24 protein-coding genes are annotated in these 26967 nt (G+C 44.1%); 13 read left to right on the forward strand and 11 right to left on the reverse strand.

The window, feature by feature from the left end; all coding sequences use genetic code 11:
* Positions 1–147: 147 nt before the first annotated feature.
* Complete coding sequence (locus PPM_RS07455; RefSeq protein WP_013370166.1) at positions 148–339, forward strand: FDLD family class I lanthipeptide; 192 nt, start codon at positions 148–150, stop codon at positions 337–339.
* Between the two features lie 170 nt (positions 340–509).
* Here PPM_RS07455 and PPM_RS07460 read toward each other — a convergent pair whose 3' ends face one another.
* The gene (locus PPM_RS07460; protein WP_013370167.1) at positions 510–1871 is read right to left on the reverse strand and encodes a lanthionine synthetase C family protein; all 1362 of its coding nucleotides are present in this window, start codon (positions 1869–1871) and stop codon (positions 510–512) included.
* A 197-nt stretch (positions 1872–2068) separates the two neighbouring features.
* On the opposite strand from PPM_RS07460, the gene PPM_RS07465 reads away from it, so the two are divergent.
* The 5 genes from PPM_RS07465 to PPM_RS07485 all read left to right on the forward strand — a co-directional run bounded on the left by PPM_RS07465 (position 2069) and on the right by PPM_RS07485 (position 9413).
* Positions 2069–2221: an FDLD family class I lanthipeptide gene (locus tag PPM_RS07465; RefSeq protein ID WP_016820476.1), complete on the forward strand. Its 153-nt coding sequence runs from the start codon at positions 2069–2071 to the stop codon at positions 2219–2221.
* Positions 2222–2298: 77 nt separating this feature from the next.
* Positions 2299–3561, forward strand: coding sequence for a lanthionine synthetase C family protein (locus PPM_RS07470; protein ID WP_013370169.1), 1263 nt, complete (start codon positions 2299–2301; stop codon positions 3559–3561).
* Between the two features lie 57 nt (positions 3562–3618).
* Positions 3619–4296: a winged helix-turn-helix domain-containing protein gene (locus PPM_RS07475; protein ID WP_013370170.1), complete on the forward strand. Its 678-nt coding sequence runs from the start codon at positions 3619–3621 to the stop codon at positions 4294–4296.
* Positions 4271–7525, forward strand: coding sequence for a lantibiotic dehydratase (locus PPM_RS07480; protein WP_014599582.1), 3255 nt, complete (start codon positions 4271–4273; stop codon positions 7523–7525). The genes PPM_RS07475 and PPM_RS07480 overlap by 26 nt, the downstream gene beginning before the upstream one ends.
* Positions 7512–9413, forward strand: a complete 1902-nt coding sequence (locus tag PPM_RS07485; protein ID WP_013370172.1) for an ABC transporter ATP-binding protein — start codon at positions 7512–7514, stop codon at positions 9411–9413. The genes PPM_RS07480 and PPM_RS07485 overlap by 14 nt, the downstream gene beginning before the upstream one ends.
* A gap of 38 nt (positions 9414–9451) precedes the next feature.
* On the opposite strand, the gene PPM_RS07490 is transcribed toward PPM_RS07485, so the two are convergent.
* From PPM_RS07490 to PPM_RS07500, 3 genes are all read right to left on the reverse strand, one after another.
* On the reverse strand, positions 9452–9781 hold the full coding sequence (locus PPM_RS07490; RefSeq protein ID WP_013370173.1) for an AzlD domain-containing protein: 330 nt from the start codon (positions 9779–9781) through the stop codon (positions 9452–9454).
* Entirely contained in the window at positions 9778–10503 is a 726-nt protein-coding gene (locus tag PPM_RS07495) for an AzlC family ABC transporter permease (protein ID WP_013370174.1), read from the reverse strand. The genes PPM_RS07490 and PPM_RS07495 overlap by 4 nt, the downstream gene beginning before the upstream one ends.
* 345 nt (positions 10504–10848) lie before the next feature.
* Complete coding sequence (locus tag PPM_RS07500) at positions 10849–12087, reverse strand: MFS transporter (RefSeq protein ID WP_013370175.1); 1239 nt, start codon at positions 12085–12087, stop codon at positions 10849–10851.
* Positions 12088–12488: 401 nt separating this feature from the next.
* On the opposite strand from PPM_RS07500, the gene PPM_RS07505 reads away from it, so the two are divergent.
* A complete protein-coding gene (locus tag PPM_RS07505; protein WP_013370176.1) occupies positions 12489–13037 on the forward strand; it encodes a helix-turn-helix domain-containing protein in 549 nt (182 codons plus the stop codon).
* A 99-nt stretch (positions 13038–13136) separates the two neighbouring features.
* A complete protein-coding gene (locus tag PPM_RS07510) occupies positions 13137–13652 on the forward strand; it encodes an acyl-CoA thioesterase (protein ID WP_014599583.1) in 516 nt (171 codons plus the stop codon).
* Between the two features lie 107 nt (positions 13653–13759).
* Here PPM_RS07510 and PPM_RS07515 read toward each other — a convergent pair whose 3' ends face one another.
* Positions 13760–15226: an RICIN domain-containing protein gene (locus PPM_RS07515; protein WP_013370178.1), complete on the reverse strand. Its 1467-nt coding sequence runs from the start codon at positions 15224–15226 to the stop codon at positions 13760–13762.
* A gap of 226 nt (positions 15227–15452) precedes the next feature.
* On the opposite strand from PPM_RS07515, the gene PPM_RS07520 reads away from it, so the two are divergent.
* Complete coding sequence (locus PPM_RS07520) at positions 15453–16151, forward strand: 4'-phosphopantetheinyl transferase family protein (RefSeq protein WP_013370179.1); 699 nt, start codon at positions 15453–15455, stop codon at positions 16149–16151.
* Between the two features lie 47 nt (positions 16152–16198).
* Positions 16199–17788, forward strand: coding sequence for an amidohydrolase (locus tag PPM_RS07525; RefSeq protein ID WP_013370180.1), 1590 nt, complete (start codon positions 16199–16201; stop codon positions 17786–17788).
* Positions 17789–17858: 70 nt separating this feature from the next.
* On the opposite strand, the gene PPM_RS07530 is transcribed toward PPM_RS07525, so the two are convergent.
* The 3 genes from PPM_RS07530 to PPM_RS07540 form a co-directional block, all read right to left on the reverse strand.
* Entirely contained in the window at positions 17859–19484 is a 1626-nt protein-coding gene (locus tag PPM_RS07530; protein WP_013370181.1) for an S-layer homology domain-containing protein, read from the reverse strand.
* A gap of 155 nt (positions 19485–19639) precedes the next feature.
* A complete protein-coding gene (locus tag PPM_RS07535) occupies positions 19640–20491 on the reverse strand; it encodes a DegV family protein (RefSeq protein ID WP_013370182.1) in 852 nt (283 codons plus the stop codon).
* 32 nt (positions 20492–20523) lie between these two features.
* Positions 20524–20997: a hypothetical protein gene (locus PPM_RS07540; RefSeq protein ID WP_013370183.1), complete on the reverse strand. Its 474-nt coding sequence runs from the start codon at positions 20995–20997 to the stop codon at positions 20524–20526.
* 218 nt (positions 20998–21215) lie between these two features.
* Between PPM_RS07540 and PPM_RS07545 the strand changes: the two genes are divergently transcribed.
* Complete coding sequence (locus PPM_RS07545) at positions 21216–21599, forward strand: DUF423 domain-containing protein (RefSeq protein WP_014599585.1); 384 nt, start codon at positions 21216–21218, stop codon at positions 21597–21599.
* A 105-nt stretch (positions 21600–21704) separates the two neighbouring features.
* Here PPM_RS07545 and PPM_RS07550 read toward each other — a convergent pair whose 3' ends face one another.
* Both PPM_RS07550 and PPM_RS07555 read right to left on the reverse strand, forming a co-directional pair.
* Positions 21705–22253 (reverse strand): hypothetical protein, encoded by a 549-nt coding sequence (locus PPM_RS07550; protein WP_013370186.1) that lies wholly within the window; start codon positions 22251–22253, stop codon positions 21705–21707.
* A 438-nt stretch (positions 22254–22691) separates the two neighbouring features.
* A complete protein-coding gene (locus PPM_RS07555) occupies positions 22692–23453 on the reverse strand; it encodes an ANT(4')-I family aminoglycoside nucleotidyltransferase (RefSeq protein WP_013370187.1) in 762 nt (253 codons plus the stop codon).
* A gap of 457 nt (positions 23454–23910) precedes the next feature.
* On the opposite strand from PPM_RS07555, the gene PPM_RS07560 reads away from it, so the two are divergent.
* Together PPM_RS07560 and PPM_RS07565 are read left to right on the forward strand one after the other, a co-directional pair.
* The gene (locus PPM_RS07560) at positions 23911–24492 is read left to right on the forward strand and encodes an RNA polymerase sigma factor (protein ID WP_025676422.1); all 582 of its coding nucleotides are present in this window, start codon (positions 23911–23913) and stop codon (positions 24490–24492) included.
* A complete protein-coding gene (locus tag PPM_RS07565) occupies positions 24449–26143 on the forward strand; it encodes a DUF4179 domain-containing protein (RefSeq protein WP_013370189.1) in 1695 nt (564 codons plus the stop codon). The genes PPM_RS07560 and PPM_RS07565 overlap by 44 nt, the downstream gene beginning before the upstream one ends.
* A 265-nt stretch (positions 26144–26408) precedes the next feature.
* Here PPM_RS07565 and infC read toward each other — a convergent pair whose 3' ends face one another.
* On the reverse strand, positions 26409–26924 hold the full coding sequence (gene infC / locus PPM_RS07570; protein ID WP_013370191.1) for a translation initiation factor IF-3: 516 nt from the start codon (positions 26922–26924) through the stop codon (positions 26409–26411).
* Between the last annotated feature and the right edge of the window lie 43 nt (positions 26925–26967).

Consider the following 26967-nt stretch of genomic DNA (forward strand, 5'->3'; position numbering starts at 1 on the left):
GGCTGTAATTCATCTCTTTGTTCTCAGAAACATTTATTAAAATAGCAGTAATCTCTGCAAGGCCTTCAAGTATGTCGTATTTGAAAAATAATATGGCTTAAGAATTAAATAAGATATCCGTAAAGATCATTTAAGAGTGAGTACCTTATGATTAAAATGAAAAAAAAACAGAAAGGAGATGATGTAATGAAAAATCAATTTGATCTGGATTTGCAAGTGACCAAAAGTGAGAGTGCTTCTAAAGAGCTTCAAGCAGACAGCGGCATTATTTGTACTCCTACTTGTTTAACATCTATTTTAAACTGCTATACTAGCATTTCACATTGTGGACCTTGTTGATAACTAAAATTTGACCATGAAGGCACGGTTCAAAAACCGTGCCTTTAGTTATAAATTTAATTTCCTTTACTACTCGCTTTAATAGCATAGCGTCTTCAATATAAGGGTTCGTCCTTAGGGTTCTGATATAAAAATAAAAATGGATAGTCCTAAATAGCGGCTGGTTTTAGCTAAGATAACATCAGAGTGTAATCCCAGGGCATCTCTTTGTTCTGAGAAACACTTAATAACGCAGAAGCAATCCCGGCGACGCCTTCAAGCAGGCCTGCTTTTGTCAGCCAGGCCAAAGAGCTGTCTGCCCTTGGCTCGGGGTCCAGATATCCAAGTGGACTATCGGCTTGAAAGCGATCTATCAGCTGACTGGTTAATTGTTGAATAAGCGGGATAAACGCTGGTTCCTTACTGTGACACCACATTCGCCAGGAGATCGTAAGCAACCCGGCAAGACCATGACACAATGCAGAGGAGTCCATTTCCCGCTTAGCTACCTCATAGGAAATGGCACCGATACAGGCCTTCACAGCCATTTTTTGCAGTACTTCATCATGAAGAGCCTTCCCGGCAAGAAATAAGGAACAGGCAACGCCAGGAGTACCGTAACACCAGGCTTCTCTTGCTCGATTTAAATCAAACTGTAAAGAGCCTGTTTCAGCCTCAAAAGGAACAATATGAGGCCAGTAGTAGCCGTATGTATCCTCATTTTTATACTTAAGCAGCCATTCCGTAATCGTTTCAATCGCTTGATATTGGCCTTTTACTTCAATTCCAGAGTTGTAAGCTACTGATAGTAAGGCCAATGGTCCGGGAATGCCGTGTGCCATTCCGCAATTGAAGTTACCCATAGGATAGTTGCGTTTATCTCGATCCAAAAACTGAAACTTTTGCGGAGAGTACCAGCCTGGAACATAGCGGTTGTGGATTTTTATAGGATATGTGAGATCGGTTAGAAATTGAAGAATAGGCTCGACAAGAGGAGTACAACTAGGATCGGTTGAGTTCATCACAATATATCTCCCAATCCCGGTGGCTCCTGAAATCGTATCAAAGGATTGCAGGGGCATCCCTTCGTGCAGAGCTAATTGTGCTGTATTCAATTGCAGCCATTGTTCTGTCAGAGGAATCATCCATTCATGTATTTGCTGTAAAAAATGACTATAGTATTCGCCATGATTGGAGGCTTCTCTCACGGAAGAAGCGATGCCGGTCCAGCCGCTGTAAAGTGAGACATCATTTAGACCACTTTTAGCAAGCGAAGCTTGAATGTGCTTCATATTCAAGTAGATAGCCTGATTCCAATCATACGTGGAGTCTGAAGCACGACATTGAGATAGTAAAAAAATATTACCCGGATATCCGTGTGAAAGCGAAGTCTCGCCCCATGGGTGATATTTGGTTTCGGGTGAAATATTTTGCTCTGCGTGGACTGCTTTGTAGACTGATTCAGGATTACTCAGGCGCAAGGCGATTGTTGTACTGAAGTCTTTTGCCTGTAATTGATCGCATACTTCCATAACAAACTGGCCCGTTTTCATACGAATGCCCCTTTCATTTTTTCCTTCATTATATTGTTGCTCAAAGCTGGCGAGTTGTCCTTAAAAATTCTAAAAAGTAACGAGGAATTATCTTAATTGCATTCACTAAATTTAAGATGGATGTAAGAGATTTATAAAGTCTAGTTAAGATTGTATAACTTATAATAAAATTGTAAAAAATAAAAGGAGGTAGCAAAATGAAAAATCAATTTGATCTGGACTTGCAAGTAGCCAAAAATGAGGTTGCTCCTAAAGAGGTTCAACCAGCTAGCGGTCTTATCTGTACTCCTTCCTGTGCAACAGGTACTTTGAATTGCCAAGTTAGCCTTTCCTTCTGCAAAACGTGTTAATAACGAGAAAACATGGTACAAAAGGCACGGTTTTATAACCGTGTCTTTTCCCGGTTATAAAAATAGGGGGAGGAATTATGGTTGGAGATTTGCAGGCAAGGTCAGTTGAGATCAGCAAAAATATTACACAAAAACTGATAGACCTATCATATACAGAAAAAATAGTTCACCATAGAAACAACCTTTCACCTTCGCGTGGAACGGCCCCTTGGAATCCCGGCTGGCTTGCTGATGGAGTTCCAGGTGTATTCGTGCTGTTGGCCGAGTGGGGTTATCTGGAACCTGATCAGAATTGGTCAGAACATGTGCATACACAGTTGTTGTATTTACATCGCAATTCTTTAATACTACTGCCCGATATATCTCTGTACTATGGTTCTACAGGTGTAGCATATGGAGTATTGCTTGCCTCAAATAACAGAGCTAATTATCAACAACTGTTAAATCAAATAAATGATTATATTCGTACTCAATGGGTAAAGTCACCCGTCATAAATACAATTACAGAGTTTAGCAAGCAGATGGACGTTATCCACGGCTTGCTCGGAATGGGCAGATACACATTAGAGATTCCTGAAGACGAAAAGATGTGTAATCTGTCCCATCAACTATTAGACACTATAACGCACTTTATACCTGAATATATACATTCGGCATCAAGGAGAAGTTCGACTTCGATTCATCTAGGTATGGCGCATGGCATCACCGGAATCCTTGCACTGCTTGTCACTGCCCTACAAAAAAAGATTGGAGTTAAAGGATTACATGAGGCTATAGAACATATAGCCGATTTTTTGCTTATTCAAATTCAGGAGGATCAATATGGTTTGTATTGGCCTGTTAACTCTCAAGCGACTTCAATGAACAAGACAGATAACAAAGAAGGAATGAGAGAAATTGAAGGCTGGTGCCATGGAACCTGTGGAATAGCATGGACTTTACTCAGAGCAGGAATGGAGTGTAGCAATGAAGAATGGAAAAAGATAGCCGAACAAGCTATGAAATCCGTATTTTGCTTGGATGATGAGCTTTTAAACGCGCTATCCCCCACTTTCTGTCACGGATTGGCGGGTTTGCTTCATATGGCTCATAGATTCTATTACTTCACTGGTAATAAAGCTGCATTAGGCTTTGCCAACCAAATAGCATTAAAGTTAATGAATCTATACGATGAAGAGCTCCCATTTGGTTACCAGGATTTAGAGGGGAGCATTCATGTTCATAATATAGGAGTACTGCAAGGGGCAGCAGGGATTGCGTTAAGCTTATTGGATTATGGAATAGGGAAGGAAGAGCCTAAATATTCAGGGAGATGGAGTGAATTATTTCTGATTTCATAAAAGAACTGTCTTAACTCTTTACCTGAAGCATTGGTTTTATAGTTAGGGGGGGGTTAGATGAAACAAAAATTTATCGCTATATCATCTTTTGGGAAAATTAGACACTTTTTTGAGGCGTTAAGTACTCCGGAAAACGTCCAAATAATTTTTTATAATTCGCTTAATGAGGCTTTACCGTGGATTGATGAGCAGTGCATCGGTGTCGCTTTGAACCAAGATCATTTAACGCTAGAGGATTTATCTTACTGGCATACTATCAAAGAAAAATGTTCGGTTCCATTTATCTTCCTGTCCTATCATCGTGATGACCAGAGGCAATTGGATCTCCTGAAACAGTTGTTTTCAATCGCTTCATCTGAATATCAAATCCAGCGAGAGCATGAGGCTATTAGTCTATCTCCCAACGTTATTTTTGATCCTGCTGGAAAAGTCATTTGGAAGCAAGGGCATGAGTATATGCTGACGATGATGGAATTTCGATTATTGATGTATCTCCTTACAGCGAAAGAGTGTGCATCCACGATTGATCACATTATAGACAGAGTATGGGGAGTTGATGCTTATACTACATCTAATACGGTGTATGTGCATATCCGAAAATTAAGAGAGAAAATAGAAGATGATCCAAGTCATCCGAAAATATTGGTAACATGCCATGGAATCGGTTACAGGTTGAATATATTTCCTAAAAACTTGGAGGTGGCCAGTTGTGAAGAGACAACTGCATTACACTGATGCTCATAACCTACATAGAGAACCGAGAGATAAGAATGAACGATGGTTCAGCGCATGTGATTATTTTCTAATCAGAGCTCCATTACTCCCGATAGAGCAATATTATAAGGTGTTTTCGGATCAAGATGTAGATAGCCATCTTTCTTTGGAGGAAATCACTCGTCGACTAAAGCTGGTTTCCCAGGAAGCTGTTATTCGAGAAGCTATTTCATTGGCCTCTCCGTCCCTTATGCAGTTTCTACACTATTTAAACGATGACAACGCTTCGGATGATAAAGGAGAGTTACAAAAGTATGAGAAGACGCTGAATAGCTTTTATCGTTATTTTATTCGGATGACTACCCGAACAACCCCATTTGGATTATTTTCAGGGGTGGGGCAAGGGATTTGTAGGGATGCTACCCATTTGGACATAGGTACCTATCATCAGCATCTGAAGAGAGCCAGACCCGACATGGAATGGATATATAAGATGATCCGGAAGATGGAGTCTGACCCAGTCATATTTGATCAACTAAAGGTTTTCTTAAACCGAACGGTTATGATCAAGGGCGATCGTGCCAAATTACCATTTCGGCCTAAACATGGAGCGGCAGAAGCCGATGATTCAGCCGAAATGTTTAGTTCCATTCGGCTTACGGACGTCGTTCGCCTGACGTTTGAAGCTGCAGAGCATCCGATTCAGGTGATGGAGCTTAAAGAATTACTATTGAAGGCATTCCCCGACGCTACTATGGAAATCATCGCTCATTTTTTGCAACAGCTTGTAGAGCAGGAGTTTATTTTGAGCGAGCTTAGACCTCCACTGATGGATCATTCACCTTTTCATTACATATTTGAAAAAATTAAAAAAATGGACATGTCTGATCATTGGACTGACATTTTACACGAAATTGATATTTTATTACGTCAATACAATCAGTGCACGATTGGAGAAGGAGAGAAGGCCTACCGGGAACTATGTGGCAAAATGCTGGATATCATTCCTGTAAAAACACCTGTACAGGTCGATGTCAAATTAGCTCAAGAAGTAACGTTGCCAAGACATGTGCTCAATGATGTTGCATTAGGAGCTGAAGTCATGTGCAGGTTGTTTTCATCCCCCAAAACGGATGAGCTGGACGATTATTTAAATCGTTTTTTGGAAAAGTACGGCGTGTATCAGGAGGTCCCTATCAATGAACTGTTTGATGAGGATTGGGGACTTGGTATACCAAAGATGTATCGTACCAATGAGAAAAAATCAATGGGCATGGAAGCATTTAAACGCAATGCTGTTCTCTTTCAATGGCTTTCGAATGCCATTGCCAACCATGACATAGAAATCGTCCTTTCAGATGAGCAGTTGGAGCAACTGACGATTTCCGATAATGATGACACTTCCCCGGAATCTATGGAGGTATACTACAGTATATTTGCCGAATCACCTGAAAAAGTCGATTCAGGAGACTATAGGCTTTTACTTGGGCCCAGCGCTGGTTCTAATCGGGCAGGTAAAACTTTTGGACGTTTTCTGGATATGTTTAGTGATGAGTTTGTACAAAATTTTTCTGAAATATATGATCATCACCAGTGTTTTCATCCTGATGCGTTATTGTCAGAGATGGTTTTTATGCCCGATCAGGGGAAAATATCAAATATATCACTGAGCAAAAATTTAATGGGATATGAAATCGTGTCCGGAACGACCTCTTCTAAAGATGAGGAAACGACATTACACATGGATGATTTATTGATAGGTGCAACTCATGACCGTTTCTATGTCAAGTCCAGACGTTTGGGTAAAGAAATTATTCCCCTGCAAACCCATATGCTTAATTACAAGCTTTCACCGCATATATTCAGATTCTTGACCGATATCACCAACAAAGAGCTCGGCACATGGTCCTACTTTGACTGGGGGCCACTAGAGCAGTCTCCTTTTTTGCCAAGACTTGTATATAAAAAAATCGTTATTAGTGCTGCACAGTGGAGGCTTGGCAAGACTGCGTTGAATATTTCAGGTTTAACTGAGCCTCAAGCAAGGGAGTATCTTTTTCATACTTGGAGAGAACAGTGGAATGTGCCACGCTATGTTTATTTAACGATGGGAGATAACCGACTTTTATTGGACCTGTGCAATCTCTTCCATGTCAAAGAATTGCTCCGTGAGGTGAGCAAGATGCGGGAAGGACAAGAATTGCTTCTTACCGAGTGTTTGGGCGATCCATTCCATACCCCGTTACATGGGACCGCCGGGAGATATATGGGGGAATTTGTGTTTCCGCTCAAGAAGAAAAAAATAAAGGTGAAACCGAGTATCCCTAGTTCACAAAACCATTTAGATTCTCAAAACTTCATTGCTCACACTTCTTCCAGCATTCATAGAGGTATACTTCCAGGGGGCGAGTGGATTTACCTTAAATTGTACGGAGTCAAGGAAAGGGAAAACGATCTGATTGGATTGAGTTTAAGTCAACTCCAAAATAACCCGGGATTTGAGGATTGGAGTCAAAAATCTTATTTTTTGCGGTACGTTGATCCCGAGCATCATATCCGTCTGCGGTTTCAAGGAGAGCCGAGTCAACTATGGAGTGCTGGCTTGGCGCAATTAAATCAGTGGGCAGTTGAGCTGCGTGAAGAAGGACTTATCACCCATATGGTACTGGATACATACCTTCCTGAGCTGGAGAGGTATGGAGGACAGATGCTTATGGACCTGGCAGAACAGGTTTTTGACGTGGATAGCCGATGGGTCATCGCCTATATGGCTGGAATTCGTTCCAAAGCTTTCAATCTGGACATAGAGATTGCAGCTGTGATTAATATTATTCATTATTTAAGCAGCTTTGGTTTAACGATTCGGGAACAAGTGGACTGGCTAGACGAAAGAATTGACAGCAAGCCTTATATGAAGGCGTTCAGGGATGTTAAAAAAGCATTGATTAACGCTGTAGAATCGGATTATGAATGGATTAGACAAGCAGATCCAGCTGCACAGGTCGCTTTGTTGGCACTTGTAAAAAAAAGACAGGCCATGATTCAACAGTATGCTCAAGCGATAACCCTGGCTGAAAAAAATCATGAGCTTACGAATCATGCGAATGATATTTTAGGCAGTATCATTCATATGCACCTGAATCGTCTGCTTGGTGTCAATAGGGAGCGGGAAATGAAATGTATGGCTTTGGCAAAGCATACAGCGGCCAACCTGTTGCATCGGAAAGGAGTGCACCATGTCACAGTCTAAAGGACAAACCAGTGACCTGGTTTCTTTATCCTATAAAAATATATTTCGTACCTTCTTATTTTGGCCTCGTATATTCAGGCTGCTTTGGGACACTCATCCTTCCTTTTTGATTGCTATACTCATTACAAATTTATTGAAGGGTGCCATTCCTGCGGCGATCCTTTTAGCAACAAGAGAATTAATCAACAGTGTTGTGGCAGGAGCATCAGGAGGACGTTTTCAGCCTGCTTTTATAGCTTTTGGCGTCCTAATAGGTGTTAATTTAGTGTACGACCTAATCAATATTGGTGAAAGCTTTTTTCGTAAAATGTTCCAAAGTCGGCTATCCAATCAGGTAAATATTAAAATTATTGAAAAAGCACAAAAGATGTCTTTGCAGTCATTTGAGGATGCAGATGTGCAAAATATGCTTCAACGTGCTCAGGGAGAAGCAGATTACAGACCATTTGAAATATTTACTCAGATTCTTGCTATTATAAGCAGTGTTGTAACTTTATTTTCAACAGGTGCTATTCTTATCGCGTGGAGATGGTGGGCATTCTTATTCATTTTTCTCATTCCATGCTTATCATTCTATTCTTTTTTACGTATTGGACAAAGAGAATTTAACGTTCACTTTCAAAGAGCAGGAAGACAACGTGAATCCTGGTACTTGTCGTTTTTAGTGACAAGAGATAATAGTTTTAAAGAAGTGAAAATATTTCAACTAGGAGATTACCTGCGAAAAAGATATAAAACGATACTCGAAGGGTTTTATCGTGAGGATAAAGTGCTAGCGGTTCGTAGATCCTATACTTCTCTTGCATTTCAGATTGTGAATCAGGGTGCATGCGCATTTATTATTTTCATGGCCATACAAGCCACCTATGTTGGTCAAATTTTAGTGGGGAACCTGGTGAGCTTAATTCAGGGGATCACGTTAACCCAGTCAACATCGCAAAGCATTGTACAAGGAATTTTAAGTCTGTGTCAAAATAATTTGTATATTAAGCAGCTATTTGACTTTTTGGATATGCCGGAGGAAGCAAAAATACAAAAGTCAGTTCAACCTTTGCCTTTGTCCGTTATACACAGTATTGAATTTCGTAATGTATCGTTTAAATATCCCAACACGGAGGAGAATGCCATTTCTAATGTTAGCTTTACTCTTCATCAAGGAGAGAAGCTGGCCATTGTGGGGAGAAATGGATCGGGTAAATCAACGATTGTGAAGTTACTCACTCATCTGTATTCTAATTTCGAAGGAGAAATCAGAATTAATGGACACTCTATACACGAATTGGATAAAGACAGCTTTAGAGGAAAGATAGGCGTCGTTTTTCAGGATTTTGTACATTATGAGATGTCTGTTAGGGATAATATAGGCTTTGGTCATGTGGCTTCCAGAGAAAATGATGAGGTCATATGGGCAGCTATTGATAAGGCAGGCATTACAGATTTGGTAGCTGGTCTGCCCGATAAATTGAACACCCTGCTTGGAAAATGGTTTGAAGATGGACAACAGCTATCCGGAGGGCAGTGGCAGCGCATAGCAATAGCCAGGGCTTTTATGAGAAATGCCGATATCTATGTGTTGGATGAGCCGAGTTCTTTTTTGGACCCACATGCGGAGAAGGAGGTTTTTCAAAAATTTGGTCAGCTTGTTCACGAGAGAATTGGAGTATTTATTTCACACAGATTGTCCTCCGCACGTATGGCGGATACCATTATTTTAATGGAGGAGGGCAGAATTGTGGAAGCGGGCAGCCATGAGCACTTAATGGATATGGACGGAGTGTATGCTGAAATGTTCAGGCTACAAGCTTCTTCGTATCTTTCACAAGGAGAAAGTGACCTTGAGGAAGAAAAGCTGTCACCTTCGTTAGTAAGGGCGACAGGTGGATCATAAGAAAAGGAAAATACCCTCCTATTTTAGGAGGGTATTTTCTACCCCATCCACAAAAGTCGAACTACAGCCATACTCACAATACCGACAAGCACAGTAGCCAGCAAATTTTTACTCCACAAAGCGGTCACCAGCGTAGGAAGGACCGCTATAAGCACTTGCCCATTAAGAGTGACCGAGGTTTCGGTTCGTACGAGCAGATTTTCCATGACCAGTGCCGTGAAAATGCAAATGGGGATATAGGACAGCCACTGCAACACGGGTTTGGGTAGCGTCAGTTTTTGCAGCACGACAAAGGGAATGATCCTTGGGATGGCTGTGACAATCATCGCACCGATAATGATATATAGCACATTGGGATTAATATTCATTTGTCGGTTAACACTCCAATCGTTGCGGTGATGATGGTCGCTACAATGACGGCGATATGTGATGGCACCCACCAGGATAAAAGGTACATTAGAACGGCCATACATAGCACAAGCAGCAGGCGATGCTTGAGTTTGGAGGTCTGGACACTTTGGAGCTGAGAAATGAGTAGGGCCAGAAACATTGCAGGTAAGGCAAAGTCCAGACCAAAAGCTTCCGGCTGGGAAATCCAATTCCCGAGCACTCCACCAGCCACACAGGAAGCAATCCAAGCGAGATAAGCTGTAATATTAAGTCCGTTCATCCAGCGGTCACTGACCTGCCCGCCTTTAGCCAATTTATCCGATGCTACCCCAAAGGATTCATCCGTTAAAAGGATACCGATGCCTATGTTTTTCCGCAGTGAATATTTAGAAAAGTAAGGAGCCAATGACGCACTTAACAGCAGGTGGCGGGCATTCACAATAAATGTCGTTAAAATAATGACAGATGGAGGACTGGCTGCAGCCAGCATCGAGCACATAATAAACTGGGAGGCGCCTGCGTATACAAGCGCTGACATCAGACCAATTTCCATGGTGCTAACCCCTGATGAAGCGCCCACAATGCCTGCCGCGAATCCAATACATACATAACCAAGCAGTGTAGGAATACAATCTTTAACCCCTTGTAAAAAGCTGAGTGAATCGTGCTTTGTTCCACTCAACTCCGAAGCTATGGACATTTCAACCTTACCCCCAGTGTATAAATTTTATAATAGTATATAACGGAAGTTGTAAAGTATCAATATATTATACGTTTGTATGTTATATTGAATATTATCTATAGCGAACACGTAGTCTTATTGTACGCTCTCGGCTACACTCTTCTAATCAGAAACAGTCTAATAAAGTAGACTACAGGAGAATTGCCCTTGAGCCCTTCAAAATGGCAAACGGACAAAGGCTGATGATTAGTCAAAGCAGCTCGAATGTGTTCATACAAGGACTGTTTTGACTGAATGGGGAGTTCGTAAAAAAAGGGCGCCCCAGTCAGTTCATGACTTATGGGACAACCCTAAAGTGGTGGCTTATATAAGCTCCTGCCGTTTTTTCAGATATCCGTAGAGAATAATTCCCGAGACCGCGCAGATGGCTGCGCATAGGCCAATAACTCCATATCCCGCCTGAAGCCCGCGCAATATGCCAAGCTCAGTGGTTGCGCCGTAGACTATCTTGACCCCTTCGATTACCCAGCCGATCACATAGTTGCCAATGACACTACCTATGCCCATCAGCGTGACGACGAACGTAATAGCTGTATCACTGTCCTTAGGATATCTCCGTGCAATGAACGCCATCACGGTCGGATAGATCATTGCAATGCCTGCACCCGATGTGGCAAAGAGAAACGCCAGTCTCTCCCCACCCGCGATTGCTGCGAACGTACATATCGCTGAGAAGGCGGAGAATAAAATCGTCGAAAGCACAAACCCCATTCGGTCTGTGAGCGGACCAAGCAACAGGCGCCCCAACGAGAAGGTAAGAAAGAACGCGGAGAGCATGCTGGACGCCTTTACTGTACTCCATGAATACGCTTTCTCTAAAAAGTTAACTAGCCAGCCTCCAACTGCCAGCTCGGAGACTACTCCAAACGATAGGATCATTACCATCATCCAGAGTGCTGGATCGCGGGTTAGGGTCTTGAGTGAGGTCCGTTCCTCATGCTGCAGATCGTCTCCCGGGAAGGTGCTGAGCAGTGCGGCCACAATCGGCAGCAGACAGAGCGACAACATAGCCAGATACATCCCTCGCCAGTCCAGCGTATGTCCAAATACCGTCAATGACATGACTCCCGTCGCCAGCAAAGGGGCGACTGTTGAGCTAAGCCCATAGAAAAAGTGGGACAAATTCATCATCGTGCCGGTATTTTTTACAAAAATCCTCGCCCCCAAAATTGCGAGTGCAATCTCCAGCATGCCGTTCCCGATATACATCAAGAAGTAGGACGAGGCGAAGAATGGATACGTGTGCGACAGATAAATGAACACTCCCGAGATGATCATGGAAGCAAAGGAAATAATGCTGACCGCCTTGATTCCCCACTTACGGACAAGGACGGCGGTGAACGAGCAGGCAATCAAATACCCAAGTGCGTTTAGAGACAACAATGTTCCGAGCTGCTGTTCATCCAGATTGAAGTCGAATTGAATGCGTGGAATGGCAGGGCCTTTAATATTTTCCGAGATACCAAATACAATAAAGCCAATAAAAATTGTCGCCAGCTGCATCGTGTACATGTGGCGGGACTTGCGGGTTTGCGGATTCAAATTTAGTCCCTCCTAGATAGTTAACGTTGATTTTCTCACCTGTTGGGTGTTCAGGGACGGAAAAGACATAGGATAGCAACCCCTTTCAAGATATTACAATAGTTTTGAAAAACATTTTAATAAGTGAAGTTTAAGGACATTTATATTCAATGTCAATGTTTTAATTGACATGTTGAAGTAAACGAGGAACCTGACCATAATAGAGTAAATTGTAGCATGTCTACTTCCCGTTTAAGCTTTTATATATACCTTGATCGGCTACACTTAATCTAATGTGGATAATAAATCGTGTATTCTAAATTGCAAAAGATAAGTGATATTTTACAATACAGTCTATATACAGCGGGTACTTTTGTGTATTCTTCATATATAGACTTTTGGATATGAGGAGGTATAATTCGGTGGATTCAATGCAATATATTATTGGTTCTAATTTGGCTCAAATCAGGAAGACTAGAGGACTTAGTTTGGATAAGGTGGCTGAACTGACAGGGGTTAGCAAAGGGATGTTGGCTCAAATTGAGAAGGGGAGATCCAATCCTACGGTAACCACGCTTTGGAAGATTGCGAACGGCTTGCACGTATCCTTCTCGACCTTTCTTAAAGAAGACCCGCCGCAAATCACGAAGATTCGGAGAGCAGATTTGCATCCAGTTATTGATGAGGGCGGTAACTATTTTGTTTACCCTGTCTTCCCGTATCACTCGGAAAAGAAGTTCGAGGTATTCACGGTAAGTCTGAAGCCAGGCTTTACACACAAGGCAGAAGAGCATCTGGGAGAGGAAACGATTCTCATGATCCGTGGGGAAATGTACTTTGAAATGCAGGGGCAACAGCTCAAACTGAGTGCAGGGGACGCCGTACAATTTCAAGGATCTGATTTTCATACCTATCGTAATGATTCGGATGAGGATGCCGATTTTTATGTATTGATTTATTATGCGGATTAGTGGGATGATTAACATAGTCTACAACAGACTTCGACACAGGATTCTACAAAATCCTGAGATATAAAAAGAGAGCAACGAGGAAAAGAGAGGAAAGAACCCATGGAAAGCAAGTACATCCGAGAAACCTACTGCTTTAAGACGTCCCGAGTATTTCCCAATGATATCAACAATCATAACACGCTCTTCGGAGGCCGATTGATGTCGTATATCGACGATATCGCATCTATTGCTGCCGCCAAGCTGTGCCGTACGAACACAGTTACAGCCTCTACAGATTCGGTGGATTTTTTGCTGCCTATCCACCCGAGCGATTCTGTCACGCTGGAAGCGTTCGTAACTTGGACAGGCCGCAGCTCGATGGAGGTATTCGTAAAAGTGATTCGCGAAGGATTAATGACAGGCGACCGCAAAATTGCAGCCACCGCCTTCCTGACCTTTGTGGCATTGGACGAGAACAATCGTAAAGTGACCGTCCCACAGGTGATTCCGGAAACAGAGGAGCAAATACAATTACACCAGACAGCTCCATCGCGCGCAGCCATACGGCGTCAGCGGAGGGAAGAAAGCAAGCAACTGGCCAGTTTTCTGACGACAGATTTTCCGTGGGAAGTGTAGTGTACTAGACATCACCCATCTTACGTTTTTGCGTAAAAAGGAGCCGTTTTTCCGTTACGATCACTAAGATCTGTTCGGATGACGGCTCCTTTTGGTAAGGATTTGAGCTATTCCACTTTAACTACACGGAAATGCTGATTCGTCCCGCCATTATCGCCCCATTGAATGGCTTTGGCTCCATCGCCAGTGGCGCCTTCGGAAATGTCGATCAGCTTGCCAGTTGCCCGATTTTTCAGCTTGTAATAGCCCCCGGTTACGGATACGAGCTGCCAATGCTGGCTGGACCAGCCTCCATCATTCCACTGTTCGATCACTGCGCCGTCCGCTGTAGCACCGCTTTCAACACCAATCAGCTTCCCGCTGTTCCGATTCACAATTTTATAGTATCCGCCGCCTGCATCCTTAAGCTGCCATTGCTGGCTTGGTGCTCCGGAATTCGCACGCTGCTCTAGATCTGCTCCGTCTATCGTCGCATTGCCAATGATGCCTAGCGGCTTGTTGCTCTTGCGACTTACCAGCTGATAATAAGCATCCGGGTCGATGACCATCGGCGTAGTTATGCCCTCAACCACACCACTGGCGGTATCAACGTTAATGCTGTCGAACCAATCCATGGCCAATGAAGTTGCAGTTGGAAAACGCAGTGGCAACCACACATATTGCGAATCCTGCACAGGACCGCTCCACGCCCCAGCCCAACGGTCGCCCAAATACAGATATGAGGTCGTCTGCGTACCTTCAACAGGAATGACGTAGGCCGACTGTGAACCGTAAGTCGTCCCGTCCCCGAAGTTCATCGTATTGCTCCAGGTTCCTTCAATGCTGGACGCAGTAGCATACTTGGCCTGATTGGGATTCCAGCCAGTTGCCCCGGATGTAATCAGGAAGTAGACGTCTCCTTTTTTGAACATCGCCGGCGCTTCACGATATTGTCCTGGCCAGAGTGTAGTTACCAGCGATTCAACTTGAAGAAAATCCGGTGTTAGACGATAAATGTTCAGATCCGCGTTTACACGGGTAGCCGATATCAGGTATGCAGTACCGTTATCGTTGTATACAGTCATATCACGTGAATCATAATCCAGCGGACGGAAGCTGCCCTGATACGTATAATCGCCGTCTACGGTATCAGATGAGGCAACTGCCACTCGGGCTTCGTTGTAATTAATCCCGTTTTCCTTGTGCATCCATAATACGTATTTGCGTGTTTTTTCATTATAAATTACTTTCGGACGTTCAATATTCGATACATTCAGCTCTACGGCCGAGCTGCTGGTCAGCACGTTTTTACGAAACTCCCAGTTTTTTAAATCCGAGGAACGATAAGCGGATACCGCCTTGAACGTTCCATTCGGATTACGGTTTTCACCAAACCAATAATAATAACCGTCCACTTTGATCATTCCGCCCCCATGGGCATGGACCACGTTTCCATCTGTATCTTTAAACTGAATTCCATTTACTACATTCGCTGAAGTAGCTGAAGCAATCTTAGGTGAGAACATCTGAAAAATGCTTAACGAAAGCAAAATAGTGAGCATAATACACAGCAAGCGGGCAAAATCATATTTCATCGTTTCGTCCTCCTCTGTATGTGTTATTTTAAAGCGCTTTCATTAGTAAATTCTATAGAAGTAGCTTTGAAGAGCTGCCTATCCCAATTGTATCCATATTGAATTGAAAGTGCTAGAGTAGTATATTGACCATGTATATGGCAAGCGTCATCCAAATTTGACAGACTTCAATCGAATAGTGAGTGTACAAACGTATTATATTCATTAGGATATACGGGAGGCGACCATGGAAATATACGCGATTGATACGAGCAAGCCAGAGGCTGAGAATCATTACGAATTACTGGTAAATCGGGTTTCGCTGGCAAAACAGCACAAGTTGGATCGTTTTTTACATCGGGAAGACGCTTTGAGGGGGTTATACGCTGATGTGTTGTTAAGATGGTTGGCTTGTCGACAATTAAAAATACCGAATGCCAGCCTTCAGTTTACATACAATGCTTTTGGCAAGCCCTCCTTGTTGAATGCGCCGGCATTTCATTTTAATGTTTCCCATTCGGGAAAATGGGTAGTATGCGCTATCGATGATCATCCGCTTGGTATTGACATTGAACAGCTCCGTCCTATTGATTTTGAAGTAGGCAGGGTGTGCTTCTCGGACACAGAGTATGATGCATTAATGCATCAGGATGCAGAGAGTCGTTTATCCTATTTTTACGATCTTTGGACGCTTAAGGAAAGTTTTGTGAAGGCCGAAGGACAGGGGCTAACGCTTCCGTTAAAGTCTTTTTCATTCGAGTTGGAAACACAACCGTCTATAGGTTTCACGACAGAGGGCTTTACTACGGTGTATTGTCATTTTAAGCAGTATGAGCTAGACCCAGATTATAAAATGGCTGTCTGTGCAGCTCATGATGACTTTGCACAGGTGGTACAGCAGGTAGATATAAATACACTACGTTTGGAAGTAGCAACCCTGGCGTAATATGCAGCAGATCAAGCGTATAGTTGGAAAAAAGGAGATGAGTGGCGTTGACATTCGTTTTGTTCAAGCACGGCAGGTTATATGGGGACTGGGCTACCAAAGGAGACTCCATCGTTGTACAGCATGGCCGCATACAGGCCATTGGAAATGCTCGGGAGCTTGAATTGCAGTTATCTGGTAAGGAGTATGAAACCGTGGATTGGGAGGGAGCCCATGTACTGCCGGGCTTAACCGATGCCCATATGCATTTGTCTATGCATGGTATGAAGCTAGCTATGCTGGATTTAACATCAGCTACTTCCAAGAACGAGATGCTGGCTATGCTGCGCAAGCGGGTCGCTGTAACACCGCCGGGAGAGTGGATTTTAGGTCTTAATTGGAACGAAAATGCATTTAATCCTGTTGAAATTCCGAATATAGCTGAGCTAGATGCTATTACAGATCAGCACCCGGTATATCTGACCCGTACGTGTTTTCATACGTTTTTAGCTAATTCAGAGGCATTTCGGCGTGCAGGTATTAATGAGAACACCCCTGATCCGGCTTCAGGAGCCTATGGACGGGACGCAGAGGGTCGATTAAATGGATTAATTTATGAGGAAGCATCCTTTGCCTTTACAAGCGTGCAGCCAGAGCCGGATTATTCGGTGAAGAAGGATACGATCCGGCGAGCTTGTCTGGATGCGCTACGGCTGGGGCTGACTGCTGCGCATACGGAGGATTTACGTTTTTTGGGCAGCGTGGAGACAATGCAGCGAATTTACAGAGAGCTGAGAGAAGAAGGTCTTGCATTTCGCACACACCAGCTCATCTATCATCCATTTATGGAAGAAGTGAAAGTACAGGAGCTGCGTGCAGGTACCGGAAATGAGTGGTTCAAAATCGGTGCGATTAAAATGTTTGCTGATGGCGCTATTGGTGGAAGAACGGCTTTATTATCCGAACCTTATAGTGATGCTCCACATACGTGTGGAATGGCCATCCAACCACAGCCAGAGCTAAATCAGATGGTGGCAGCAGCCAGAGCCGCAGGCTTTCCAGTGGCTGTACATGCCATCGGAGATGAAGCGGCGCATATGATTTTGACAGCGATGGAGGCTCATGGATTAACGGAGGAAAGCGGGTTGCCGGATCGTCTGATTCATGGGCAGGTGCTAAGGGCTGATTTGGTCAAAAGAATGGCGAAGCTGCCGCTGATTGCGGACATCCAGCCTCGTTTTGTCGCCAGTGACTTTCCCTGGGTGCTGGATCGAGTTGGGAAAGAACGGAGCGAATATTTGTATGCCTGGAAAAAGCTGCTGCAAGTAGGTATTCCGTGTGCTGGAGGCAGTGATGCGCCGATCGAGCCGCTAAACCCATTTCTGGGTATACATGCGGCAGTGACTCGCGCCAAGCCGGAAGAAACGCATGAAGGTTATCTTCCCGCTGAGAAGCTGGATGTTCACGAAGCCCTTCATCTGTTTACTATGGGAAGCGCAGTAGCCGCTGGGGAAGCTGCTGACAGAGGGACAATCGCTGAAGGCAAAGCTGCTGACTTTACCGTTATTGACCGCGATGTATCGGAAAGTCACCAGGCTTTACTGGATGTTAAGGTACGGATGACCGTTGTGAACGGGCAAGTTGCATATCGGTCGTAGGCTGGTGATACGTATGTATGGCAAAAGCCTTCAACTTCACTTTTTACGTGAGGTTGAAGGCTTTTGACTTTTACAAGCCACGCTGTATGAAGCGGTCCGCATTTTTCACACTGGACCACAGATCAGAGCTTGCGCCGCCTGAATACCAGTAGGCGAAGCCGGCAAATCCTTCATCCTGGCCCAAGCGGTACTTACGAGTAAAGGATCGCCCTTCTTCCAGCCATAGCTTATGAAGCTGAGTATCTTTGTATGATACGGTATACTGCTGAATATCCTCGTTCCAGATCGGTTTGGAAGAGATACGGGATATTAGCTGATTTTGCTGGTCTAATGAAATATCAGAGGAAGCGATTGACTGTCCGCTAGTGTTAAGTGTCCAATTCCGTGTAAATAAGGGCAATGCCAAAATCGCTTTCTCCGGATCGGTGGTTTGTACAAAGCGCCGCACGCTTTCACGCAGCCATGGCAGTGAGGACACGGAGCCGGGGATCGAGCTCCCTCCCCAATGCTCGTCATATCCCATCAGGATTAGATAGTCTGCCGCAGCGCCAAGCTTTCGATAATCAAAAGCGGCAGTCCAGTCCGTTCCGTAATCAGGAGATACACAAAGCGCCAGTACCGCATTTTGACTTTTCAACTTAGCCTTTAATTGTTGGACGAACAATGTAAGGTAGGCACGATCCTGACCATCTACATTTTCAAAATCAATGACAAGCCCGTCCAAACCATGTACAGACACAGCATTGGCAAGTTGAGTTATGGTTGTAGCCCGTAGAACCTCACTGGACAGAATTTGGTGCGTTAGCGCCAGATTGGAGCGGTTGCCTACCATAGCCCAGATTTTTTTTTGATGCTGTTTGGACCAGGTAAGCAGCGAAGAATTGGTGTAATCGCTGATACTGCCTGTTTCGTTCAGAAAAAACCAGCGTGGTGACAGGGTGTTGATGTTGGATTGAAGCACCGTATTTTCAAACTGCTGAACGGTTTGGTCATATTGCCAGCCTAATCGAATGGAAGAAGTAGTGGAAGCAGCTTGGCGAGCATGCTGTGCTGAATACGTTAGCAGCCGCTCCAATAATACCGCTGTTTCTTCACGAGTGAGAGAAGATGCCGGGCGAAAATAGTTGTTTTCACCTTTCATAAAGCCGTAACGATTCACGGTGGTTACCCCTTCAAGAGCCCAATCTGCAATTTCGTCACGATCTGTGAAAGAGGATGTGGTGCCGCCTGATCCGCCCGAAGAGCGGATGAGACGTGCAATCATTAAGGCTGCTTCTTGTCGGGTTATAGGACTATTGGGTTGAAATGTAGCGGAAGAACCTCCCTGTACGATATCAAGCTGCGAAGCCGCCTCAATCCAACCGTAGTACCACGCCTGTTTGGGAACATCCCGATAGGAGGAAACAACTGCTTGTACAGGTTCTAGCCCGAGTGTACGGTCCAATGCGGTAACCCATTCAGCTCTGGTAACAGCCTTTTTAGGAGAAAAGTAACCAGGTTGTGTACCATTCAAAATTCCTTTAGCATGCAGGGAAATAATAGACTGATAGGCGTAGCTGTGTGCAATATCCCGAAAAGCTACGCCGGATGCTGCTGCCGGGGCAGCTAAGTATGAAGTGAATGTTGTGAATATTGTAATGGCTGTAGTTGCCGATAGAGTAAACCTGGTTAGCCAACGCGATCGTTTGGAACTCATCCCCAATAACCTTCTTTTTATGATAGATTGTAAGTGTATATATTGTTACTCGACGAATAATACTATCAAAAAGAGGAAAGTTATTCATTGCTAAATTGCTGGAAAAATACCAAAAAACCCGCTACCAATGGGTAACAGGTTTGATATTGGATAAACTATGCTTTTTTGCTATACATAATACCGATCGTTTGTGGACCACAATGACTGGATATAACACAGCCTGCTGTTGTTAGCAGTACCTCTTGTGCGTTTGTTTCCTCTTTCAGACGTGCTTGCAGCATCAGCGCATCTTCCTCAGCCAAAGCGTGCACGACAATAATCATATCGTTATCCATCAAATCCCGATGGTTCAGGGCATTTTGCAGCATTTGTTCCAGTGCTTTTTCACGTTTGCCGCGAACCTTGTAGGCGGGCGTCATTTTTCCGTCAATCACTTTGATTACCGGACGAATTTTGAGCAGACTGCCGATCAGGTTTTGCATGCCTGAGCATCTTCCGCCTTTATATAGGTATTCGAGTGTATCAATCACAAATTCCGTGTCGATTAGCGGTCTGGTTGCCGTCAACATGTCTACAATCTGCTCTATCGTACTACCGTTTGCTGCCGCGCGAGCAGCTTTCATCACAAGCAGGCCAAAACCGCACGACAAATTTAGGGAATCAAAAACCGTAATGCGACCTTCTGGAAATTCGGAGGCAGCGAGCAGCGCATTCTGGTATGTCGATGATAGCTCGGAGGACAGACTGATATATAAAATGTCATCTCCTTGTTCTATGTAGGGCGTAAAGGCTTGAATAAAATCTGCCGGAGAAGGTGCGGCGGTACGAGGTAAGCTTCCCTCGCGGCTGACACGCTGAAATAATTGTTCCGGGTGAATGTTCACCCCATCTTGCAATGCTTCATCACCAAATACTGTATACAATGGTACAATGCTAATCTCGTACTGTTGACGCCAGTGGGCAGGAACATCACTGGTACTGTCTGCAAAAATTTTAGTTTTGTTCATACATTAAATCCTCTCTGTGAGATGCAGAAAAATCATAAAGACTGCACAGAGGAAGGATAAATATCCGCTGTGCTATTCGGAATCGAAAGACCGATGGCAAGTAGTGCAATAAAACCTACAATAATGAGTGCATTAATGATTAATCCAGTAATAGCAAAGGTTTTTTTGCGGTTTTTTAACGCAATGCCGATGATCCCGACCACAAGTCCGCTACAATTGAGCAGCAGGCTGGCTAAAAAAATAAAGGGAATCAGCATCGTTCCGGTTTGCTGCAAAACGACTTCCGGGTTCATTGTTTGGTATTGGCTGAAATGAGCCATCAGATTAATGACCATAATAGCCAAGATAATATATCCGATCAGACTGACGAGCGACATAATAAAAGAGGCAATTCCGGGACCGGAATGCTTGAGCTTGACCGGAGGCTGAAACACAGGAGCTTCTGAAAAAACAGGGTGCTCCTCAGACGCAGCAGGCTTTTGCAAATTAGGATCTTGGTAACTCATTTTTTCAACTCCTTGAACATAGTCCGAACAGGTACTAATTTTCCACAAAATAAACAAAAAAGCAAGCCGCTTTACATATTACCCTCCAATAGACAGGGCTTAATCATCGAATTTTGTATGCGGTTTGTTTACACACACTGGCTGGTAAACTTCATGCTGTTCCGATAAAATAAGAAGAACATTCGGGTAAAAGGAACAGTGAAAAGGAGTATAAAAACATGCAACGAAGATGGATAATGGTAGGATCTATAATGATGATGTTGGCGGTAGCCATTGGAGCCTTCGGAGCGCATATTGTAAAAGCACGGATTGATGCGGATGCATTGGCCGTATATGAAACCGGTGTGAAATACCATATGATTCACGCTGTCGGTTTGCTAATCATTGCGTTGGCTGCCGGACAATGGGGCCCTTCGACCCGCTTAAGATGGGCCGCGCGGCTGTTGTTCACGGGTATCATTTTGTTTTCCGGCAGTCTGTATGTGCTAAGTTTAACCGGAATCCGTGTGCTGGGTGCGATCACCCCATTAGGGGGCGTATGTTTTATTGCAGGATGGATATTCCTGGCATGGGCTGCTGCTGGTCTAAAGAAAGAGGATTAGAAAACTTATCGGTCCATACTAAAAAAGAGAATCGGCAGGAAAGACGCAATGTTTTTCCACCGATTCTCTTTTTTCATGCTTAGTTGTTTTAGTGAGATGTTACACTTATGATGTGATTTCGTCGATCTCATTCATTTTAAAGGAGTATACTTGCTTCTCATCGACATGATATACACTCAGCAGGTTATTATCATGGTCCAGGTTGAGTATGCGGCAAGGAATGCTGCGCTGTCCTCCATAGCGGTTCACAATTAACCGTACAAGCGTATTATCATGTATATAGCGTTTGATCCATTCGTACGTACTAAGGTCTTGTTGTATTGCAGGCTTTGGCTGTACGTGGGATTGTTTGATCTCTTGAACAACGGGTGTCTTGTTCGGAATTGCGGCTGCTTTCTTTTTGGAGAATCTTTCCGCAAGCGTAGCGGCTGCATCAGATGGGCTATTAACAGCCGACTGTTTTTTTAGATATAATGCAGCTTCAATTAAATTGCCAAGTTCGATACCAGATTGAATCCGACTATCCGCAATTTGTTCGTTTTGGCTCAAGAGATTAAGCAGGAACTGAAGGGCCTCTACGTTCGAACGACCTTTAACTAATACATCAACATTAAATAAATAACTGGTTTCGTCTTGATTTGATTCCTTTTTCATACATCCTCCAGCCCAAGCCCTGGGTAATTAGTCTTTTGTAGTATCTATCAATATATCATTAAAATGTAATCTGTCATAGGGCCTAGGGCCCTGTTATTGGATATTAACAAAAATTAGCTCTATATAAAGACCTATGCGTTACAATTTCTCTGAAAACACAGGAAATATACATTCTGGCATGTGTACATGAACAAGGGTTGTATATGAGAAGATTAATAGAGCCAAAGTATGCATATACCGAGAATAAGCGAGGTGGGGAATGAAATCAAGTAATTTAAATTTAAAATATTTTACAAAAAAATATAAAATAACATGTCTGTAAAAAGGATCTCATCCGCTCAGAAGAAAAATGAAAATCCCCCTTAATGAAAGGGGGATTTGGCATAGCGAAAATAGGGTATTATAGTAAGCGAAATTAAAGCGGACTTTAATTTCCGATTAAAATGGGATTCGTTGTGAGTTCATATGATAGTCATGTTCGACTGCCCAGCTCACAAGACCACTCCAGAAATTTTCACAGGCTGAAATGATCTTTGTGGATTCCGCTAAGTCACCGGACATGACCATCTTAACCAGATGATCAAATCCTTGTGGACGACTCGGCAGTTCCAGTGCTTCCGGTAGAACCATTGAGCCCGTTGAGAAAAGCTTCTGATTGTGTAACCCAACTAACATAGCCCCATATTGGGCAAACTGCATGATCAAGTACGGCAAGAAAGTACGAGGGCCATTTATACTGACATTTCTAAGCTTTCCAATAAACTCATACATTTCACCTACAAGCACTTCGTTGATGGCATGCCTGAAATCTTCCCTTGTTGGGGATTCGGCAGCTTCCTTTAATATAGAAAAAAAGTCATACAGACGAAGTGGGGAAAAGAAGGGTCCATGTGTTAACGGCCAGTCGCCCTCAACAGTAGAGGCGGTTTTCAGAAGAATGTCTGAACTACAGACGTTCACCTCAGCTTTCCAGGGACCCGCCGACCATTCATGGCTAAAATCTACAGGAGCGTTGGATTCACTTAATACACAAAACATTTCAATATCTGAGAAAGGGCCGTCCGTACCTTTGGCAACAGATCCATAGACCCCTATAGCCAAAATTTTGTCTCTATATACCTCATGCAACCTAGCAGCTATTTCGTGGCAAGTCTGAAATCTCTCAATTCGAGAAACGTGAATAGGTCCATTCATGTTCATTAGTGATTCTCCCTCCGATTTATTGGGGTGAGTTGAAACTAACACATGGATGGAGGAGAACGGGCTTAACGAGGGACATTTTTTCGATGCATTCCAATTCCTCCCAAGGGATTTTCTTATGAGAATTGTACTCAAACGGGTCTATTTTAGCAAGCATATTGCTCTGTCCATCTTACTTAGGCTATTGATAGAGCGGTCATAGGGTGAATCCACGGCTGAAGATTGTTGCTTGAGCGCTGTAAGAAATAGCGATAAGTTTAAGGCATGTATTTTATGAGTAAAGCGGTGATCTTCTCACAGCTGAACTAGGCATAGAGAAATGAGCTATGTGTTCATGACCTTGAGGGCAACAAAACCTCAAGGTCTTTTTTATATGGATCAAGTGAGAGAAAAGATGCAGATTAGGAGTCTTAGAAATGAAACAAATAAAAGCCGGACCGTAAGAGGAGGGGAACGCGTGGAGCTGACAGACGATCATTCCATTATTGAAGTTGTATTAAAAGGCAATAAACAGGCGTACGCAGACATTGTCCGGCGCTATCAGAATAAGCTTTACGGTTTGTTTCGCAAGATGGGGTCTTCTGAAGTGGATGCTCAGGATCTGACCCAAGAGACTCTAATTAAAGCCTATCGTAAACTGGCAGCACATAACCCGTCGCAAAGTTTTGCCGGTTGGATGTATACAATTGCCGTCAATTTGCAGAAGGACCGTGGACGCCGAAAAGATCCGAAGTCTCCGGCACAGGAAGATACATATGAACGTGAAACACCGGAATCAAAGTTGCTGCAAAAGGAACTACGTTTCGAATTGGATCGCTTGTTGGAGACGCTACCCGAACATTATCGACTTGTGTTGATTCTGCGCTACACTAACCAACTGAGTCACAAGGAGATCGCTAGTATTACAGGCATGTCGGTTCGGCAGGTTAACAACGCCGTCCACCGTGCTAAAATCAGCCTACGGAAAACCGTAGAAGCCAGGAAGGGGCAACGTTATGAGATTCTGGGGTCGTACAACAACGAAAAAAGCCAATCTTGAAGCAGTAGACGGTAAATCGATGATAGAAGATAGGAACTGGGAAAATTCGTTGTTTCACGAAAGGCTTCCTGATGAGTTTACCGACCAGGTGATGCTGGAACTGGAAGGAGTGGAGATCGAACCAGCTGACAGAGCCGACGCGAGCGATCAGGATCTATCCAGATACTCTGCGAGCGGGCAACCTGCGGAAACGGAGGCACAGATTATGACGGGATCGACTGGACACGGGAAGCGGCAACAGAACGCAGCAGCGTACGATGACACGTCCATAGTTGCTCAGGTGAAACATTACCGCCTTACCAGATGCTCTTCACAGCTTAAAGTATGGAGTGTGGTGGTCGTCGTCTCTGTATTTGCGGTTAGCACACTACTGTATACGCAGCCAACTCTCGCAGATACGGTGAGATCGCTGTTTGCGAAAGATAGTTATGTGGATAGCGGTATGAAGAAGGCACGTGAAACAGGGCTGGTACAGATTTCGGGCGCCAGCGCTAAAGATCAGGGTTACACCCTGAAAGTCAACGAACTTATCGCCGATTCGACTAGAATGATTATCGGGATCGACGTTTTCGACGCCAAAGGAAATGCTATAGCCGGGGATTTTGGTCTTCAAGATGTCGATTTCAGTATCTTTGATAACCAGAGAGGTGATATTGGCGCTGTTCCTTTTGAAGTAAGCACAGGGAGCAACGAGACAACTAGCAGGATTGAGTTCGACTTTACGAGGCCAGTACTGACCGACAAGCTTCAGCTTAGTGCGCATATCCGTGAACTTAGGCTGTATGCGGATAAACTCAATGTGGAAGCTCCTATTAAAACGGTAAAAGGAGATTGGAGACTGAATCTGGAGGCAGATCTGACTAAAGCCAAAGAGCAAACGTTGCTGACTCCAATTGATAAAACGTATGAGACGCCAAGCGGCTTACAAATTCACATGCAGGGAGCTACTCGGACACCAAGCGGCGGATCATTGGAATATACGACAGAGTTGACTCCGGAAGCGGCAGGCCGAGCGCTGAACGGAAAAAGCGGATTTCACGAGCTTAAGTATCACCTGGAAGATGCACAGGGGAAATGGCTTGGGGATAACAGAGAACCTGAATTCGAACGCCGATCTAAATTGGACCGTTGGAGTGGCAAGACGCAGTGGTTCTACCAATTTAATGACTTCGCTTATGATAAGCAGCAAATTCGATTCGTATTGGACGGCTATATAATTCGAGAGAAAAGCGAAATGTCGGTCGTGCTCGACCCGGCTCAAACCTCAGCTGTGCATCCCGTTAAATTTGAAGATTCGGGTGATGCTTATCTGTTCAAGGGGCTCAAACTTCGTCCCAGTTCCAATTCGGGCAAAATGTATGCGACCATTCCGGTTAGTGGTACGTTCAGCAGTCCAAACTTCACGCAAGATATCTGGGTTGCAGTTGACGAGAATGGCAGGGAGTATTCAATGTTTTTTGGCGGAGGCTATACCACAGACCGTGCAGGTGTGATCGAGCCGCAGGAGGATGCCGGATATTTCGTCGATGGTCTAAATCAAATGCCGAAACAGCTCACGTTAAAACGAAAGATTGTTAACCATTTGTACAAGGATGCCGATTGGTCGTTTGTCATACCGCAAACGGGAACGAACGGCGTCATCCTGAAATAAGCAAGCGGTTATGTATCGAGGTTGATGAATGAAAAACCTTTTTGGTATCTCCCTTGGAGCAAAGTAGCTGTGACAAGAACAGGAATGAGGTGGAGCACTTGATCATAGTAAATCAGATAACCACATTGAATCTGCTCGCTCTGCTTCACCTGACTTGTGCCGAAGATAAAAAGAAAAATTCAAACAAGGGATTTATAACAGAGGGCCGAATGTGCCCTCTGTTTTCTACGGACGAAGAGACTTTTCCAATCTACCGATTCGCCATTCAGCGAGGGTTTAATTTTACCTGTGAGCCCTTGCCGCCCGTCTGGATTCCAGTTTCCTTTACGCCGACTTCCTTCAGATCACCCAGTAGACGCTCCAGCACCGCTTTGGCGACAGGTGATTCTTTTGCGCCTGACGCCTTAACAACCAACTGTACCGGCTTACCAGAACGAAGCTGTTTGTCCGCCTGACGCAGCTTCGTGTCGTAATCATGATCCTCAATGTGAGCGGTGAAGCGGAGCTCCTTGACCTTTTCTTTGCCGCTGTTTCCTGCGGCTCGTCCGTTGTTTGTTTTGCTTGCTGCGGCTTTTTTTTGCGCAAGTGCTTTTCCTTTGCCTTTTGCAACCAAACTGCACGGTGGTGGACTACTCATCAGTGAGGTGCAGACCAGATCCACTCCTTTGGATCGGGCCATAGCCAAGGCTTCTGACTTGGAAACAACGCCGAGGTTCTCCCCTGAGAGTCCAGTGAGCACCACCTCATCAGCTTTAATTTGCTCGTTGATTAATACTGCCACTTCAATGTAGCCTCCCTTAAAACAATGATAAAGTTATCATATA

The sequence above is a fragment of the Paenibacillus polymyxa M1 genome (assembly GCF_000237325.1).
Lineage (GTDB): Bacteria > Bacillota > Bacilli > Paenibacillales > Paenibacillaceae > Paenibacillus > Paenibacillus polymyxa_C.